The organism is Allomuricauda sp. TY007 (genome assembly GCF_010468565.1).
Classification (GTDB): Bacteria; Bacteroidota; Bacteroidia; order Flavobacteriales; family Flavobacteriaceae; genus Flagellimonas.
Map to the genome: position 1 here is coordinate 74,146 of NZ_WUEG01000015.1, position 15,202 is coordinate 89,347.

General features: G+C 43.2%; 14 protein-coding genes and 1 riboswitch. Of the genes, 8 read left to right on the top strand and 6 right to left on the bottom strand.

The annotated features are described in order from the left end of the window. Window position 1 precedes the first annotated feature (1 nt). The 8 genes from GO009_RS15095 (at window position 2) to GO009_RS15130 (ending at window position 9,943) form a co-directional block, all read left to right on the top strand. Window positions 2-595, top strand: coding sequence for a gluconate 2-dehydrogenase subunit 3 family protein (locus tag GO009_RS15095; RefSeq protein ID WP_163627365.1), 594 nt, complete (start codon window positions 2-4; stop codon window positions 593-595). Beyond that, complete coding sequence (locus tag GO009_RS15100) at window positions 595-1,962, top strand: Gfo/Idh/MocA family protein (protein ID WP_163627367.1); 1,368 nt, start codon at window positions 595-597, stop codon at window positions 1,960-1,962. Before GO009_RS15095 ends, GO009_RS15100 begins: the two co-directional genes overlap by 1 nt. Before the next feature lie 31 nt (window positions 1,963-1,993). Next, the gene (locus GO009_RS15105) at window positions 1,994-3,502 is read left to right on the top strand and encodes a nucleoside hydrolase-like domain-containing protein (protein WP_239057485.1); all 1,509 of its coding nucleotides are present in this window, start codon (window positions 1,994-1,996) and stop codon (window positions 3,500-3,502) included. Between the two features lie 42 nt (window positions 3,503-3,544). Beyond that, window positions 3,545-4,843 carry a CitMHS family transporter gene (locus tag GO009_RS15110; protein WP_163627371.1) on the top strand — a complete coding sequence of 433 codons (1,299 nt, stop codon included), beginning with the start codon at window positions 3,545-3,547 and terminating at the stop codon, window positions 4,841-4,843. A 1-nt stretch (window position 4,844) separates the two neighbouring features. Then, window positions 4,845-6,182: an acyclic terpene utilization AtuA family protein gene (locus tag GO009_RS15115; protein ID WP_163627373.1), complete on the top strand. Its 1,338-nt coding sequence runs from the start codon at window positions 4,845-4,847 to the stop codon at window positions 6,180-6,182. Between the two features lie 3 nt (window positions 6,183-6,185). After that, window positions 6,186-6,497: a hypothetical protein gene (locus GO009_RS15120; protein WP_163627374.1), complete on the top strand. Its 312-nt coding sequence runs from the start codon at window positions 6,186-6,188 to the stop codon at window positions 6,495-6,497. Window positions 6,498-6,507: 10 nt separating this feature from the next. Further along, window positions 6,508-7,539, top strand: coding sequence for an alpha/beta hydrolase family protein (locus tag GO009_RS15125; protein WP_163627375.1), 1,032 nt, complete (start codon window positions 6,508-6,510; stop codon window positions 7,537-7,539). Window positions 7,540-7,630: 91 nt separating this feature from the next. Continuing rightward, a complete protein-coding gene (locus tag GO009_RS15130; protein WP_163627376.1) occupies window positions 7,631-9,943 on the top strand; it encodes a glycoside hydrolase family 3 N-terminal domain-containing protein in 2,313 nt (770 codons plus the stop codon). A 63-nt stretch (window positions 9,944-10,006) separates the two neighbouring features. On the opposite strand, the gene GO009_RS15135 is transcribed toward GO009_RS15130, so the two are convergent. From GO009_RS15135 to metE, 6 genes are all read right to left on the bottom strand, one after another. Next, window positions 10,007-11,023, bottom strand: coding sequence for an acyl-CoA dehydrogenase (locus GO009_RS15135; protein WP_163627377.1), 1,017 nt, complete (start codon window positions 11,021-11,023; stop codon window positions 10,007-10,009). Continuing rightward, window positions 10,992-11,591, bottom strand: a complete 600-nt coding sequence (gene pnuC / locus GO009_RS15140) for a nicotinamide riboside transporter PnuC (protein WP_163627378.1) — start codon at window positions 11,589-11,591, stop codon at window positions 10,992-10,994. The genes GO009_RS15135 and pnuC overlap by 32 nt, the downstream gene beginning before the upstream one ends. Before the next feature lie 56 nt (window positions 11,592-11,647). Next, window positions 11,648-11,753, bottom strand: a riboswitch (TPP riboswitch). A 123-nt stretch (window positions 11,754-11,876) separates the two neighbouring features. Next, on the bottom strand, window positions 11,877-12,368 hold the full coding sequence (locus GO009_RS15145) for a PAS domain-containing protein (RefSeq protein ID WP_163627379.1): 492 nt from the start codon (window positions 12,366-12,368) through the stop codon (window positions 11,877-11,879). A 4-nt stretch (window positions 12,369-12,372) separates the two neighbouring features. Next, complete coding sequence (locus GO009_RS15150; RefSeq protein ID WP_163627380.1) at window positions 12,373-12,513, bottom strand: hypothetical protein; 141 nt, start codon at window positions 12,511-12,513, stop codon at window positions 12,373-12,375. A gap of 4 nt (window positions 12,514-12,517) precedes the next feature. Further along, a complete protein-coding gene (locus tag GO009_RS15155; RefSeq protein WP_163627382.1) occupies window positions 12,518-12,775 on the bottom strand; it encodes a cysteine-rich CWC family protein in 258 nt (85 codons plus the stop codon). Between the two features lie 42 nt (window positions 12,776-12,817). Continuing rightward, window positions 12,818-15,139, bottom strand: a complete 2,322-nt coding sequence (gene metE, locus GO009_RS15160) for a 5-methyltetrahydropteroyltriglutamate--homocysteine S-methyltransferase (RefSeq protein ID WP_163627384.1) — start codon at window positions 15,137-15,139, stop codon at window positions 12,818-12,820. Window positions 15,140-15,202: the final 63 nt, after the last annotated feature.

Here is a 15,202-nt window from a genome sequence, read left to right on the forward strand (position 1 = left end):
TATGGACCGCAGAAAAGCTTTAAAATTCACAGGAAGTATGGCCGCAGTTGCCGTTGCAGGCCCTTCATTATTATCCATACTTCAATCTTGTAAAAACGAAACACGGGTTGATTGGCAACCGCAATTTTTGACCATGGACGAAGCGGCATTCATATCCAAAATAGTGGACATGATCTTACCGCGCACCGAAACACCGGGCGCTTTGGATGTGAAAGTTGACATTTTTATCGATAAGGTCTATGCCCGATTATACGATGCAGACGGTCAAAACCATGTTAGAAAAGAAATAGAAAAGTTCAACGCCGATTGTATTTCCGATTTTGGCGACAACTTTGTGAACCTTTCCGAATCAGACCAAATCAAAGTTTTGGAAAAGGCCGAACAAAACTCGGGACAATTTGGTAGTGCTGTTTGGGGAACCGCCGTAGGAAACCCAGAACCCGTAGGCTTCTACCGTTCATTAAAATCAACAGCCCTATGGGGATACTTTACCTCTGAGGAAATCGGTGAAAATGTTTTGAACTACGATCCAATTCCCGGTGCCTATAATGGATGCCTACCTTTAAGCGAAGTAGGCAATAAATGGAGCCTATAATGGATTCTAAAAATTTTTACATCAACCGAAGAAAATTTCTGACCAGCACCTCTGCTGCCTTGGCCTTATCATCATTTGGTGCGTATGGCATGGAATTGATGTATTCTTCGAAAAAGTGGAATGTAGGGCTAATAGGCTGTGGTTGGTACGGGGTAAGTGATTTGTTCAAACTGATTCAGGTTGCCAATGTAGAAGTAGTATCGCTCTGCGACGTGGACCAAAAGCACTTGGACGAAGCTGCACATTTGGTGTCCCAGCGACAAAAATCCGGTAAAAAGCCAAGATTGTACAGCGATTACCGCAAAATGCTGGCCGAAAAGGATTTAGATATCGTTTTGATAGGTTCGCCCGATCATTGGCATGCACTACAAGCCATCGAAGCCATGGAAGCAGGGGCACATCTTTATCTGCAAAAACCCATCAGTCTCGATGTTTTGGAAGGCGAAGCCATTTTGTCCACGGCCAGGAAACTGGGCAAAAAAGTACAAGTAGGCACACAGCGTAGAAGCACGCCCCACTTGATCGAAGGCAAGAAAAATATTATCGATGCCGGACTATTGGGGAAGATATCCCATGTAGAAATGTGCTGTTACTATCACATGCGATGGAATGCCAATCCACCGGTACAACAAATCCCCGATCATTTTGATTACGATCTTTGGTCCGGACCAGCTCCATTAAGGCCCTACGTAGGTCTTCCGCACAGAAGATGGCGGGCATTCATGGAGTACGGAAATGGTATTGTTGGCGATATGTGCGTTCACATGTTGGATGCCGTTCGGTGGATGCTCGGTCTCGGATGGCCCAAAAAAGTAAGCTCCACCGGAGGGGTTTACGTGCAAAAAGATTCCATAGCCAACATTTCCGACACACAAACCGCCATTTTCGAATTTGAAGAGCTCAATTGCGTATGGCAACACCGTAGTTGGGGTACTCCAACAGACCCAGATTACCCTTGGGCCTTCTTTATTTATGGGGAAAAAGGAACTTTTAAGGGAAGTGTGCACCAATACGAGTTTATTCCCAACGATGGTAAAACCATTAAAAAAGAAGTGGTTTACGAACGTGAAAAATATCCAGAGGATTTAAAGGAAAAGGATATCGAGCTCCATACCGCACCAGCTACACGGGGCCACATGTTGGATTTGTTGGATGCCATCGAAAGTGATAGATTTCCTGTTGCCGATGTAGAGCAGGGGCATATTTCCACAGCCAGTTGCATTATGGCCAACCTTGCCATGGGATTGGAACGCCCATTGGTTTATGATCCACAAAAAAGGATTATTGTTGATGATGCGGAAGCCTCTTCATTGCTCAAACATCAGTATCGAGGGCCATGGAAACATCCCTCGGAAACCATTTTATGATCAAACAAACCCACTATCAACATAAAAATTGATGGCCATCAGAACCAAAATGACAAAATTCAACCTTTTATTGCCACTCCTATTCATGTCCTTTTCCGTTATGGCGCAACAAGAGCATAAACGAACCATTGTTACCACCGATGGTGAAATAGACGATGTGGACACCTTTATTCGTTTTTTGATGTACACCAACGAATTTGAGACCGAAGGATTGATCTATTCCAGTTCCATGTGGCATTGGAAGGGTGATGGCAAGGGAACCACCATGGTCTCCGAAATGGAAATGACCCGAAATATGTATGGTGAACGAAGCGAATTGAGATGGCCTGGAACCACTTGGATACAGGAACTGCTGGCCGAATATGCCAAAGTACATCCCAACCTATTGCTTCATGATAAAAACTACCCCACCCCAGAAGAACTTTTGGCGCTGGTAAAAGTGGGCAACATAGATTTTGAGGGAGAAATGGACCAACGCACCGAAGGTTCGCAATGGATAGCAAAAAAATTGCTGGATGATGACCCTCGCGAAATTTTTCTTCAGGCCTGGGGCGGAACCAATACCATTGCCCGTGCCCTAAAATCAATCGAAGAAGACTATTCCAGCCATAAAGATTGGGAAACAATCAAGAAAAAAGTATCAAAAAAGGCCATCATCTACACCATCATGGACCAAGATGCCACCTATAAAAAATACATCGGACCCAATTGGCCCAACATACGGGTCTTTTACAATGCCAACCAATTTTGGTGCTTTGCCTACCCATGGAAACAAGTGGTTCCCAAGAGCCAGCAACCCTATTTAGAGGGGAGTTTTATGGGGCCGAACATCATCAATAACCATGGTCCATTGTTTACAAAATATTATTCTTACGGGGATGGACAAAAACAAGAAGGAGACCCTAATCATTTTGAAGGGGATATTTCAAAAATTGCACATACCGAGCGTGGCAATTTTTCCAAGTACGATTTCATCTCAGAAGGAGATTCCCCTGCGTTTTTACATTTGGTGGATGTGGGTCTGGACAACTACGAAGACCCGTCCCGAGGTGGTTGGAGCGGTCGCTTTGAGGAATCGACCGAAAATCCATACCGTTTTGAAGATGGTGAAGCAGCGGCCGATTTAAATCCTGAAACAGGAGAAATGGACAAAAGCTATCCCCAGACCCGTTGGATAAAACCCATGCAGCTCGATTTTGCCGCCCGTGCCGATTGGTGCATCAAACCTTTTGAAGAAGCCAACCATCCTCCACAGATTTCTGTATCGCAAGGGAATTCGATTAATGCAAACCCAGGAGAAAAGGTTGTTCTCAATCTTTCTGCTGAAGATATTGACGAACACCCTGTCTATTTTAAGGTTTGGCCCTATGCCGAAGCTGGTGATGGAGCTGCGACCGTTGAAATAAAAACTGATGTGGTATCGGTTAAAATTCCAAAAACCGCCAAAAGCGGGGAACAATACCATATCATTGTTGAAGGTACGGATACTGGCTTCCCTGCTTTGACCAGGTACCAAAGAGTTATCATTTCAATCAAGTAAATCAGGGAACAAACTAACGTTTAATTAAAAAATCCTCCACGTTTGCTTTTAACCAGTCTGCTTATCATCATTGTTTTATTGGTACTTATCCTAACAAAAAAGATGAGTGCCATGGCTGCCCTGATTTTGGTGCCCGTAGTAGGCGCCTTACTAGCTGGATTTGGCTGGGAAACGTTTGATTTTGCGCTGGACGGAATCAAAAGCATTGCTCCTGTTGTGGCCATGTTCGTATTTGCCATCCTATTTTTTGGGATACTGACCGATGCGGGAATGTTCAATCCCATTATAAACACCATTTTAAAATGGGTGGGCACCAACCCGACATTAATTGCCATTGGCACCGCCTTGTTGGCGATGACGGTACATTTTGATGGCTCAGGAGCCACCACCTTTTTAATCGTGATCCCGGCCATATTGCCCCTTTATGAAAAACTCCAAATGGATCGCCGCGTTTTGGCTTGCGTCGTATCCTTGGCAGCGGGCACCATGAACATGCTTCCATGGGGCGGCCCTACCATCCGTGCAGCATCAGCGCTCAACTTAAGCGTGGCGGAAATATATTCCCCTATTATGCTGCCACAGATTTGCGGGCTTTTATTTGTTGTTTTCATTGCCTGGCGGTTGGGCAAGAAAGAATCCAAACGCCTCAATATTCAAAAAAACACGGTAGCCAAGGAAGAAATTGAAACCATGGGGGCAGATGTGCCGACCATGCCTTCCAAAACCAGAAACTTTTGGCTCAATATTATTATAACCATTTTAGCACTTGTATTTTTAATTTCCGGCACCGTTCCTCCCGCCCTGGTTTTTATGATCGGGTCAGTCTTGGTCTTGATGTTGAACTTTCCAAGTCTGGAAAAACAAAAAGATTTGATTTTTTCCCATTCAAGAGCTGCCATTTTAATGGCCTCCATATTGTTGGCAGCTGGCGTTTTTACAGGGATCATGAAAGAATCGGGCATGATAGCAAACATGGCCGAAAGTGCCGTGGACGTTATTCCGACCGCTGCGGGTGAACGATTACCGCTTATTCTGGCGATACTGAGTATGCCGCTTAGCTTTTTGTTCGACCCCAATTCGTTCTATTTTGGATTTTTGCCCATATTGGCACAAACTGGCAACGAATTTGGTATAGCTTCTGCAACCATGGGTCAAGCGGCAATTATGGGGCAAATGACCACGGGCTTCCCTTTAAGTCCTTTGACAGCCGCAACCTTTTTATTGATCGGTTTGGCAAAAGTGGATTTGGCGGACCATCAAAGGTTTACTTTTAAATATGCCTTTTTGACCACATTGGTCATGACATTGATTTCAGTTTTAATCGGAGTGATTCCCATATAATATGAAAAAAACAATTCGCATAGGATCGGGAGCTGGCTATTCGGGAGACCGAATTGAACCAGCCATGGACCTAATACAAAAGGGGGATTTGGATTATATCGTCTTCGAATGCCTTGCAGAGCGCACCATTGCGTTGGCCCAATTGCAGAAGATGCAAAACAAAGAGCTTGGCTATGATCCTTTGTTGGGAGACCGCATGAAGGCTTGTCTGCCTCTTTGTATTTCAAAAAAAGTGAAGCTAATCAGCAACATGGGTGCCGCCAATCCCATTGCTGCAGCAAAAAAAACGGCTAAAATAGCCAGTGAATTGGGTTTAAAAAGCATCAAAATAGCTGCGGTATTTGGTGACGACGTTCAATCATTGCTGGATTTTGAAACACAGACCTTATTGGAAAGTGGCGAATCCTTATCCGTTTTGGACGATAAAATCATTTCTGCCAATGCATATTTGGGGGTGGAAGGAATTTTATCGGCCCTCACGGATGGGGCAGACATTATCCTGACTGGCAGAGTGGCCGACCCTGCCCTGTTTTTGGCTCCCATTATCCATGAATTTAGTTGGTCCCTCGGCAATTACCCTCTTTTGGGCAAAGGAACTGCCTTGGGGCATTTAATGGAATGTGCCGGTCAAGTATGCGGTGGTTATTTTGCCGACGGAGCTAAAAAACAAGTTCCTGATTTGGCCAATTTGGGATTCCCCATTGCGGAAATCAACAAAGAAGGTTCTTTCTTCATCACCAAATTAAAAGATTCGGGTGGCATGGTAACCCCTGCAACCTGCAAAGAACAATTACTCTACGAGGTCCATGATCCATCGGAATACCTAACTCCCAATGTCATTGCCGATTTTTCCAGCATCAGTTTTAAGGAAATAGAGAAGGATAAAGTAGAGGTTTCTGGAGCTTCAGGAAAACCATTGACCGGAAAATTAAAAGTATCCGTAGGCTATCATGATGGTTATATGGCAGATACCCAAATAAGTTATGGTGGAAGTTATGCATTGGAACGGGCCAAATTGGCGATTGAAATCATCAAAGAAAGAATACAATCCATTGATTTCGATGTGGAGGATATCCTTTTTGACCTTATTGGGGTTGACAGTCTCTTCAAAGAAAAGATTGCAAACATGCCCCCAACGGAAGTTCGACTGCGCGTAGCTGCTAAAACAAAAGACAGAAAAGAGGCCGTACAGTTGGTCAATGAAGTAGAAACACTGTACACCAATGGTCCAGCGGCTGGAGGCGGTGTTAGCAAAACAGTCACGGAAATTGTTGCCATCCAATCTGTTTTGATCGATAAAAATAGGGTAACCCCCATAGTTGAATACTTTGAAAGCTAACAAATGAAACTAAAGGATTTAGCACATTCAAGAACAGGAGACAAAGGAGATATTATAAATATCTCGGTCATTGCTTTTGATGAAAAAAATTATCAAACCTTGCAAAAATTGGTGACCGCCACTTCAGTGAAAAAGTTTCTTGGGGAAATGGTCCTGGGCGAGGTAATACGGTATGAGCTACCAAATCTTGGTGCGATGAATTTTGTAATCCACAAGGCACTTCGGGGCGGTGTAACGCGCTCCCTGCGTTTGGACAAACACGGAAAAACACTATCCTCCTACCTCTTGGAAATGCCACTGGAAATAAAAAACTAAAACTTGATTGATGAAAATATTCTTAAAATTGATATTGGTCATTTGTACCCTACAGTTGACCTATGCACAAACAACAAAGGGAACCATAGTAATTGATTCCATTTACTCTGAGAATTTGGAAAATAATTTTGATGAAAACCCTACTCGCGAAGTTGGGGTTTATCTTCCTCCCAACTATGACAAGGAAACCAAAAAATATCCCGTAATTTATTTTTTGCACGGCTTTTATGGCGATCACAACATGCTGGAGCCCATGAAGGAAATCTTGGATTTTGCCATAGAGACCAAACGAATTCGACCTTTTATTTTGGTGATTCCCAACCAAAAAACCACCTACGAGGGCAGTTTTTACTCCAATTCCGGCATTTTTGGAAATTGGGAGGACTTTACCGTACAAGATTTGGTGAAATACATGGACGAAAACTATCGCACGCTAGCCAAAAAAGAAAGCCGTGGTATTACAGGCCACAGCATGGGGGGTTATGGTGCTTTGAACATCGCCATGAAACATCCCGATGTTTTCAATACCGTTTACGCCATCAGCCCGGGAGCTTTGGCCATAGTTCGTGAGTACGGGCCGAACAGCAATACCTTTAAAGAGCTTTCGGAAATATCGACCTACGAAGCATTGGAAAAAACATATTTTGGCAAAGTCATGGTTGCTTTTGCCCGTTCCTGGTCCCCCAACCCGAACAAACCTCCTTTTTATTGTGATTTCCCGTTTGGATATAAAAATGGCGAGTTGGTCATACACCAAGAAACACTTAAAAAATGGCACGACAATATGCCTTTTTACAATCTCGAAAATTACATTGACAATCTAAAAAGCTTGAAAGCCATCAAAATGGATTGGGGCAGAAATGCTGGGGAACGATTTACACAGCAATGTAAAATGTTCAGTATAAAATTGGAAAATCTGGGCATTGACCATTTCGCCGAGGAATACATCGGCACCCACGTGAATAACATTTATACCAAAAATGGACGTTTGCCCCAACAAGTGCTGCCCTTTTTTGAATATTATCTTGAGTTTGAAGAATAAAACTATTCAAAAAGGAGACAACATATTATTTTTCTAATCACAAGTCGTTAACTTGCAATTGATTATCACATAGACAACTAAACATCAAACTATGCATAGTTTAAAACAAAACCTTCGATGGGGCAGTCTGCTCTTAGCAACGCTTTTTATAGGTTGTAGTCCAAAATTTACCGAAGAACAAAAAGATGGTTTCAACCTTGTTCACAATGAAGATGGGGCAACCCTTGGGTACAGTTCTGGTTCCGAAGTATCCATTTTAACCGTTGACCGTTTGGCCTTTAAGGACTTGAACAAAAATGGCTCTTTAGACCCTTATGAGGATTGGAGGCTTTCCGCAGAGGAAAGAGCCGACGACCTGGCCTCAAAAATGAGCGTGGAACAAATTGCGGGATTAATGCTGTACAGTGCCCACCAATCCATTCCCGGAGGTGGCAACAGCTTTTTTGGTGCGGTTACATACAATGGCAAACCGTATGCTGAAAGTGGGGCCAAACCCAGCGACCTTTCCGATGCCCAAAAGAAGTTTCTTTTAGAGGACAACCTGCGCCATGTTTTGATTACCAGTGTGGAGTCGCCGGGAATATCGGCACAGTGGAACAATAATGCCCAGGCCATGGTTGAAGGTATAGGATTGGGAATTCCCATAAATACCAGCTCAGATCCAAGACATGGCAGTGATTCTTACGCAGAATTTAATGCTGGTGCGGGTGGAACAATATCCATGTGGCCAAGCACCTTGGGGTTGGCAGCCAGTTTCGACCCATCTTTAATGCAACAATTTGGCGAAATTGCTTCCAAAGAATATCGTGCTTTGGGAATTACCACTGCCCTATCTCCACAAATAGATTTGGCAACAGAACCACGCTGGTCCCGCTTTGACGGTACTATGGGAGAAGACCCAAAACTTGCCGCCGACATGGCCCGAGCATATGTTGAAGGATTCCAAGCCTCAGAAAATGGCGATTGGGGCAACCAAAGTGTAAACGCCATGGTGAAGCACTGGCCTGGAGGTGGCCCCGAAGAAGGTGGTCGTGATGGCCATTTTGGATATGGGTCCTATGCCGTTTATCCTGGCAAAAACCTAGAAGATCATCTAAAGCCTTTTACCGAAGGGGCTTTTGACTTGGAAGGCCCAACTGAAATGGCCACTGCCGTAATGCCTTACTATACAATTTCCTATAATCAAGATACCAAAAACGGAGAAAATGTGGGCAATGCATACAATAAATACTTGATTACAGACCTGCTACGTGGCAAATACGGTTACGATGGTGTAGTGTGCACAGATTGGGGGATTACAGGCGATGCTCCCAATGTATACGAGTTTAGAGGCAAACCTTGGGGAGTTGAAAATTTGAGTGTTGCTGAAAGACATTATAAAATTATTGAAGCGGGCTGCGACCAATTTGGGGGCAACAACGATATGGGTCCTGTTATCGAAGCCTATCAAATGGGCGTGGAGGAACATGGAGAGAAATACATGCGTAAACGTTTTGAAACTTCTGCCGTACGACTTTTGAAAAATATATTCAGGACAGGGTTGTTCGAAAATCCGTATTTGGATGTATCAGAAACAGAACAAATCGTCGGTAATGCAGAATTTATGGAAGCGGGTTACAATGCACAGCTCAAATCCGTAGTAATGTTGAAGAACAGTTCAGAAACTTTGCCAGTACAAGCCAAGAAAAAAGTGTACGTACCTCAGCGCTACGTTGCCCCTACCGTTAACTGGTTTGGCGTTGCGACCAAAGAACGTACGGAACATCCATTTAACATGGAAGTAGTAGCCAAGTATTTTGAAGTTGTGGATGAACCTAGTGAGGCGGATTTTGCACTTGTAGGCATACAAAGTCCAAATGGTGGCGTGGGATACGACGTTGCCGATACGGAAAAAGGAGGCAATGGATATGTTCCCATTAGCTTGCAGTATGGCACCTATACGGCAACCAATGCCAGGGATGAAAGCTTAGCTGCTGGAAGCCCTTTGGAAGATGGTATAACAAACCGCTCTTACAAAGGCAAAACAACAACCGCTGTCAATATTTCGGATATGGGCCTGGTTACGGATACCAAAAGAAAAATGGGGAATAAACCCGTTGTTGTAATTGTTAAAGTATCCAAACCTATGGTCTTTGCCGAGATTGAGCCTTCAGCCGATGCTATTTTGGTACATATGGGCGTTCAAGATCAAGCATTAATGGATATTGTCTCCGGCAAAGTGGAACCCTCCGCCATGTTACCATTCCAAATGCCAAACGATATGATGACTGTTGAATCTCAATTTGAGGATGTCCCAAGGGACATGGAACCCTATACCGATTCCAATGGAAATGCCTATGACTTTGCCTTTGGGCTCAACTGGAGCGGCATAATTGATGATGCGCGGGTAAAAGAATATAAATAATAACAACAAACAATCAGAACAACAAAAGCCTCCTATTGGGGGCTTTTTCTTTATAGCTCTGCCCTACCTAAAAATATGATGTTGGGTAGCGGTAAAATAATCTTTAAAGACCCGGTTCAAAGAATGGTTTTCTTTACTGGCGGCAATACCCAAGGTGGGGTATACCCTAATTATGGCATCAGATAACGACCGTACAGAACCCGAGGCCTCTTGGTGTATTTTATCTGTCATCGCATTCGGCAACTCACTTCCCATATCTATCATCCGCTGTATTTGTTCGGCATATCCCATAGTTAGTAAATCCGCTTTGAGGATCACTTCTTGCAGTTTGTCCATACTTAGGTTTTGGCCGGAAATCTTTAGGGCCTCTTCCAAAAAATGCGCTGCCATACCTACATAGTTTACCCACAAGGTCAAATCGGCAAATATGGAAAAAGGTATTTTAAAAATGGAATGGGGTTGGTGCAGCTCATTATATACAAAACAATATTTTTCATGTACCCACTTAGATTGTACCTCAAAAGACTCTGTAGCAGTGGCCTTTAGCCCCATAGTGTTCCAATCCTTGATAATTTGGACCTCTTCCTTTTGGAGAACAAAGGAGCGCACCAAGGGAGTACCGTCTTTCTGGAGTACATCTTTACCGTCTTCGCGAATCTTTGCATTTAAGGTAAAGTGTGTGAGGTAGGGAGCCCCAGTGGCGTATTTCCATATTCCAGAAATAACGTAGCCCTCGCCTTTTTTCTCAGCTGTGCCAAAGACACCTCCACTGCCCCCAAAGCATACTGGCTTTTCTGGGTCAATAAAAATTTCATCGGCCACTGCCTGTTTTAGATTGCCAATAAAGAAATTCGCACCACTGCACAACGTAATTGTCCATCCCAAACTTCCATCGACCTTTGACAGCGACCGTAATTTTTTCAGGCCTTCGAGAAGGGACATTTCCAATCCACCATAAGATTTGGGAACCCATAGATTCCAAAGGTTTTCTTGGGCAATCCAGTTCAACACCTCGGGAGAGAATGCTTCTTTACCAAAATCAAGACTGCTAAGCTCCTGCATAGGTTCCATCACGCTCATGTGCAATAATTTTTTTCCATTTGATATACCCGGATATGGCCACTGCGAACAAAAAAGCCGTCAATCCTGCGTAGATGTACAATTCCTTATAGATCAACAAGGGAATGGATATAAAGTTGCTAATGTTCAAATAGATCCAATTTTCTATTTTCCGTTTTGCCATCAACCACATACCGGCCCAAGCAAAAGCGCAGACCAAGGCATCCCAATAGGGAACATCGGAATCCGTGTGTTGTGCCAACCAATAGGCCATCAGCCCAAAACAGCCCAAAACAATTCCTCCCGCTATGGTATGCTCCCTACGGTTGGAGGTAGATATGGGTGTTTCTTGCTTTTGTTTTCCCATCTTCCAATAAAACCAACCATAAACACTCATCACCAAATAATAAAGGTTGAGCAAAATATCCGCATACAATCGGGATTGGTACAATACCCAAATACTGATCAGGATGGCAACAATTCCAAAAAGGTAATTATGGATATTGTTCTGACGGGCCAAAAGGACCTGAACCACACCAAAAATGGTTCCCAGCCATTGTAATAAGGTAAGTTGTGAAAGAAATTCCATTGTTTTGAGTTATCCATTTCTAATCATCATGGGGTACCCAAATTGGAACACGGGCAAGATTGACTCACCAAATTCCCTACGCCAGCATTACCTGGATCAGGTGCGAAGTATTCAACTTCCGGGTATGATCTCAGCCCCTATCGGGACACCCCATTCATTTTGTAAAGGTATGGAATAGTCATGATTTTTTAGTAAAGTAGCTCCCGAATCACACACTAACCCTCTTGCGTTGGAAATCTGTAAAAAACAATCGCGCCAAATAAAGACAGATGAAGTGAATCTTACTTAAGCACTCAACAATTCTCTTTCCAGAGCAATAAAATGGGTCAGCTCTTTTTTTGAATCATAAAGCGGTAGTATTTTAATCTGGCATACATAGGATTCCCCGCTCTTTCTATAATTTACAATGGATCCTGTGTAGCTCTGTTTGGAATGTAGCTGTTCGCCAATGTCCCTGATCGTGCTTTTTGAGGTTTGCTCTCCCTGAAGAAATGTAGGTTTTTTTCCCAGTGCATAGTTTTTGGCGTAACCCGTCATCTCCGTAAACCCATTGTTTACCCAAATAATTTGTTGATCAGAGCTTGTTAAAACCAAGGCGTCATAAATTTCTTGCCTTAGCACATCTTGAATATTGGGCCCAATATTTCCCTTGAGTATGTATTTTAATTGTTTTATATCTGTTTCCCTTTTTAAATTTTTGATGAGATGATGGTAGGCCTCTAAATACAAATCAAAACTGAGCAAAGGTGAAATATATGTGCTGTTTTCTTCCTTCATAACTTTAATTTTTAATGGTTCGTGCGGCCGTGGTAAAAGCTGCCTCATCCATAAGAATCAGTGCGTTTGCTTTGAATAAAATGCCGTAGTGATTGACCGTACTGGGAAAAGGGGCTTTAAATATGCCGATTTTGGGGTTTTCCATTCGTTCAGTTATTTCCATTGCTCTTCCTATAATAAACTCCTAAAATTTTTCTAAGGGATTGCTGGTGCTTTAAGTTTTGGTACTCAGATTTCAATAGTCTCAAACATTGTGCACAAAGACAATCGGAATACTTAAGGTTGATATACTCCCACTCTTCTTTGTTGATCTCTACCTCATTACATTGGCATAGGGTAATAGATCCCACCTTGCATTCGAACTGTGCATTGCATCGCTGACAATATTTTTCCTCATGGTGCGCCATAAGCAAAAGGACCAATGGCTTGGCATTGGTCCCTTAATAGTTTTAATTAGTAGGTTCTCCCACAGTTTTTCTCATCTGTTGAGCTGCAGATACCATAAGTTTTAAGGCATTCCTGGTCTCTTCCCAACCACGTGTCTTGAGCCCACAATCCGGATTCACCCAAAGTTTGGAGGCAGGCAGTACATTTTCCGCTTTTCTCAAAAGCTCCAAAATCTCGTTTAAAGATGGAACCCTAGGGGAATGGATATCATACACACCTGGCCCTATATCATTGGGGTAATCGAACTCGGAAAAAGCATCCAATAGTTCCATTTGCGATCGGGAACATTCAATAGTAATCACATCGGCATCCATATCAGCAATGCTCTTGATTATATCATTGAACTCAGAATAGCACATGTGCGTATGGATTTGTGTGAAGTCTTTCACGCCGCTTGTGGATAATTTGAAGGCTCCAATGGCCCAATCCAAATACGTTTCCCAATTCTTTTTACGCAAAGGGAGTCCTTCCCGTATGGCAGGCTCATCCACCTGAATAATCTGTATGCCCTCTTTCTCAAGATCGACCACCTCATCTCTGATAGCTAGGGCAATCTGGTTGCAAGTAGAGGAACGTGGCTGATCATCTCGAACAAACGACCACTGTAAAATAGTGACCGGTCCTGTGAGCATTCCCTTTACAGGCTTTTTGGTCAACGATTGTGCAAAGGATGTCCAGAACACCGTCATTGAGCTTGGTCTTGAGACATCCCCAAATATAATGGGGGGCTTTACACAGCGGGACCCATAACTTTGTACCCAACCGTTTTGAGAAAAGACAAACCCGTCCAATTGCTCCCCAAAGTATTCCACCATATCGTTGCGCTCAAACTCACCATGTACAGGTACATCTAGGCCAATCTCTTCTTGAAAAGCCATGGCATCAGTGGTTTCCTTTATCAGAAACTCAACATACGCCTGTTCGCTCAGCTCTCCCTTCTTAAACAATGATCTGGCCCGTCTTACCTCTTGGGTCTGGGGAAAAGAGCCAATGGTGGTCGTGGGAAACAATGGTAAATTTAAATGGGCTTCTTGAAGCACCTTTCTTTTTTCAAAAGGGGATTTTCTGTAGAAATCCTTTTCAATGAGCTGCTCCACCCGCTTTTTTACCTTGGGTTTATGGATCAATGTGGAATTTCTCCTCTTTTCCATTGAAGCCAAATTCGCTATAAAACGTTGATGGGATTTATAATTGGGGATACTGGCCAGAATCTTCAGGCTTTGAATCTCTTCCAATTTTTGCTTGGCAAAGGCCATCCAGTCCTTTACATCTTCGTGAAGCACTTGTTCGTTTTTCTCAAGCTCCAAATCATACGGAACATGAAGCAGGGAACAAGATGGAGACAAGATTACACGTTCTTCCCCTAGTTGTGCCTTTGCCTTTTGAACAAACCCCAAAGAAGTTTTAAAGTCATTTTTCCATACATTACGACCATCGACCACACCCAAGGACAAGGATATTTTTTTATTGAGTCTTCCCGATTCCAAGACTGTATCCAATTGATTCGGGCTTCGCTTTAAATCCAAATGAAGGGCACAAACAGGTAATGATAGTGCCGTATCCAGATTGTTTCCAAAATCTCCAAAATAATTGGCCAACAGCATTTTTAGGGTTGGGAGCTCCGTCGCAATCTCTTGGTATACCTTTTTGATGGCTTCTTGTTCCTTGTCCGAAAGGTCTGTGGAAAGTATAGGTTCATCAAACTGTACCCAAGTTGCACCTGAATCCAACAATCTTTTTAAAATGGAACGGTATATGGGAAGTAGTTTGGGCAAAAGATCCAGTCTATGAAATCCTTCTTCCTTTTCTTTTCCTAACAATAAATAGGTAACAGGGCCCATAATCACAGGCTTTGTGTGTATCCCCATTGCCTTTGCCTCATTAAACTCATCAACGATTTTTGATGAAAGCAGTTCAAATTCTTGGTCTTTGGTAAACTCTGGAACGATGTAATGATAATTGGTATCAAACCATTTGGTCATCTCCATGGCAATAACATCCACACCATCTTTCTGTACTCCTCTTGCCATGGCAAAATAGAGGTCCAAAAGAGTACCCTTGGTGTTTTGGGCATTCTTGTACCGTTCAGGGATAGCGCCAACCATAAGGCTGGTATCCAGAACTTGGTCGTAAAAAGAGAAATCGTTTGAAGGGATAAGGTCAATGCCCTTTTGCTGTTGGAGTTTCCAATTTTCCTCTCGGATACTCTTACCGGTTTGAAGCAGGTCTTCCAAAGTGATCTTGCCTGACCAATACTTTTCGCAAGCCTTTTTTAGCTCACGGTGGGCCCCAATTCTTGGGTAGCCCAAATTGCTTGTTTTCATTGCTAAAGCTTTTATAAAATTGAACAATTAGATAAAAGCTCCTTAGCTCAACTTCGCAATGCC

What these genes read in the sequence shown, in the direction of transcription:
- GO009_RS15100 (WP_163627367.1), top strand. Translation starts at nt 595, where the DNA reads ATGGATTCTAAAAATTTTTACATCAACCGAAGAAAATTTCTGACCAGC.
- GO009_RS15120 (WP_163627374.1), top strand. Translation starts at nt 6,186, where the DNA reads ATGAAACTAAAGGATTTAGCACATTCAAGAACAGGAGACAAAGGAGAT.
- GO009_RS15150 (WP_163627380.1), bottom strand. Translation starts at nt 12,513, where the DNA reads ATGGAAAACCCCAAAATCGGCATATTTAAAGCCCCTTTTCCCAGTACG.
- GO009_RS15130 (WP_163627376.1), top strand. Translation starts at nt 7,631, where the DNA reads ATGCATAGTTTAAAACAAAACCTTCGATGGGGCAGTCTGCTCTTAGCA.
- GO009_RS15135 (WP_163627377.1), bottom strand. Translation starts at nt 11,023, where the DNA reads ATGAGCGTGATGGAACCTATGCAGGAGCTTAGCAGTCTTGATTTTGGT.
- GO009_RS15115 (WP_163627373.1), top strand. Translation starts at nt 4,845, where the DNA reads ATGAAAAAAACAATTCGCATAGGATCGGGAGCTGGCTATTCGGGAGAC.
- GO009_RS15125 (WP_163627375.1), top strand. Translation starts at nt 6,508, where the DNA reads ATGAAAATATTCTTAAAATTGATATTGGTCATTTGTACCCTACAGTTG.
- pnuC (WP_163627378.1), bottom strand. Translation starts at nt 11,591, where the DNA reads ATGGAATTTCTTTCACAACTTACCTTATTACAATGGCTGGGAACCATT.
- GO009_RS15095 (WP_163627365.1), top strand. Translation starts at nt 2, where the DNA reads ATGGACCGCAGAAAAGCTTTAAAATTCACAGGAAGTATGGCCGCAGTT.
- metE (WP_163627384.1), bottom strand. Translation starts at nt 15,139, where the DNA reads ATGAAAACAAGCAATTTGGGCTACCCAAGAATTGGGGCCCACCGTGAG.
- GO009_RS15145 (WP_163627379.1), bottom strand. Translation starts at nt 12,368, where the DNA reads ATGAAGGAAGAAAACAGCACATATATTTCACCTTTGCTCAGTTTTGAT.
- GO009_RS15155 (WP_163627382.1), bottom strand. Translation starts at nt 12,775, where the DNA reads ATGGCGCACCATGAGGAAAAATATTGTCAGCGATGCAATGCACAGTTC.
- GO009_RS15105 (WP_239057485.1), top strand. Translation starts at nt 1,994, where the DNA reads ATGGCCATCAGAACCAAAATGACAAAATTCAACCTTTTATTGCCACTC.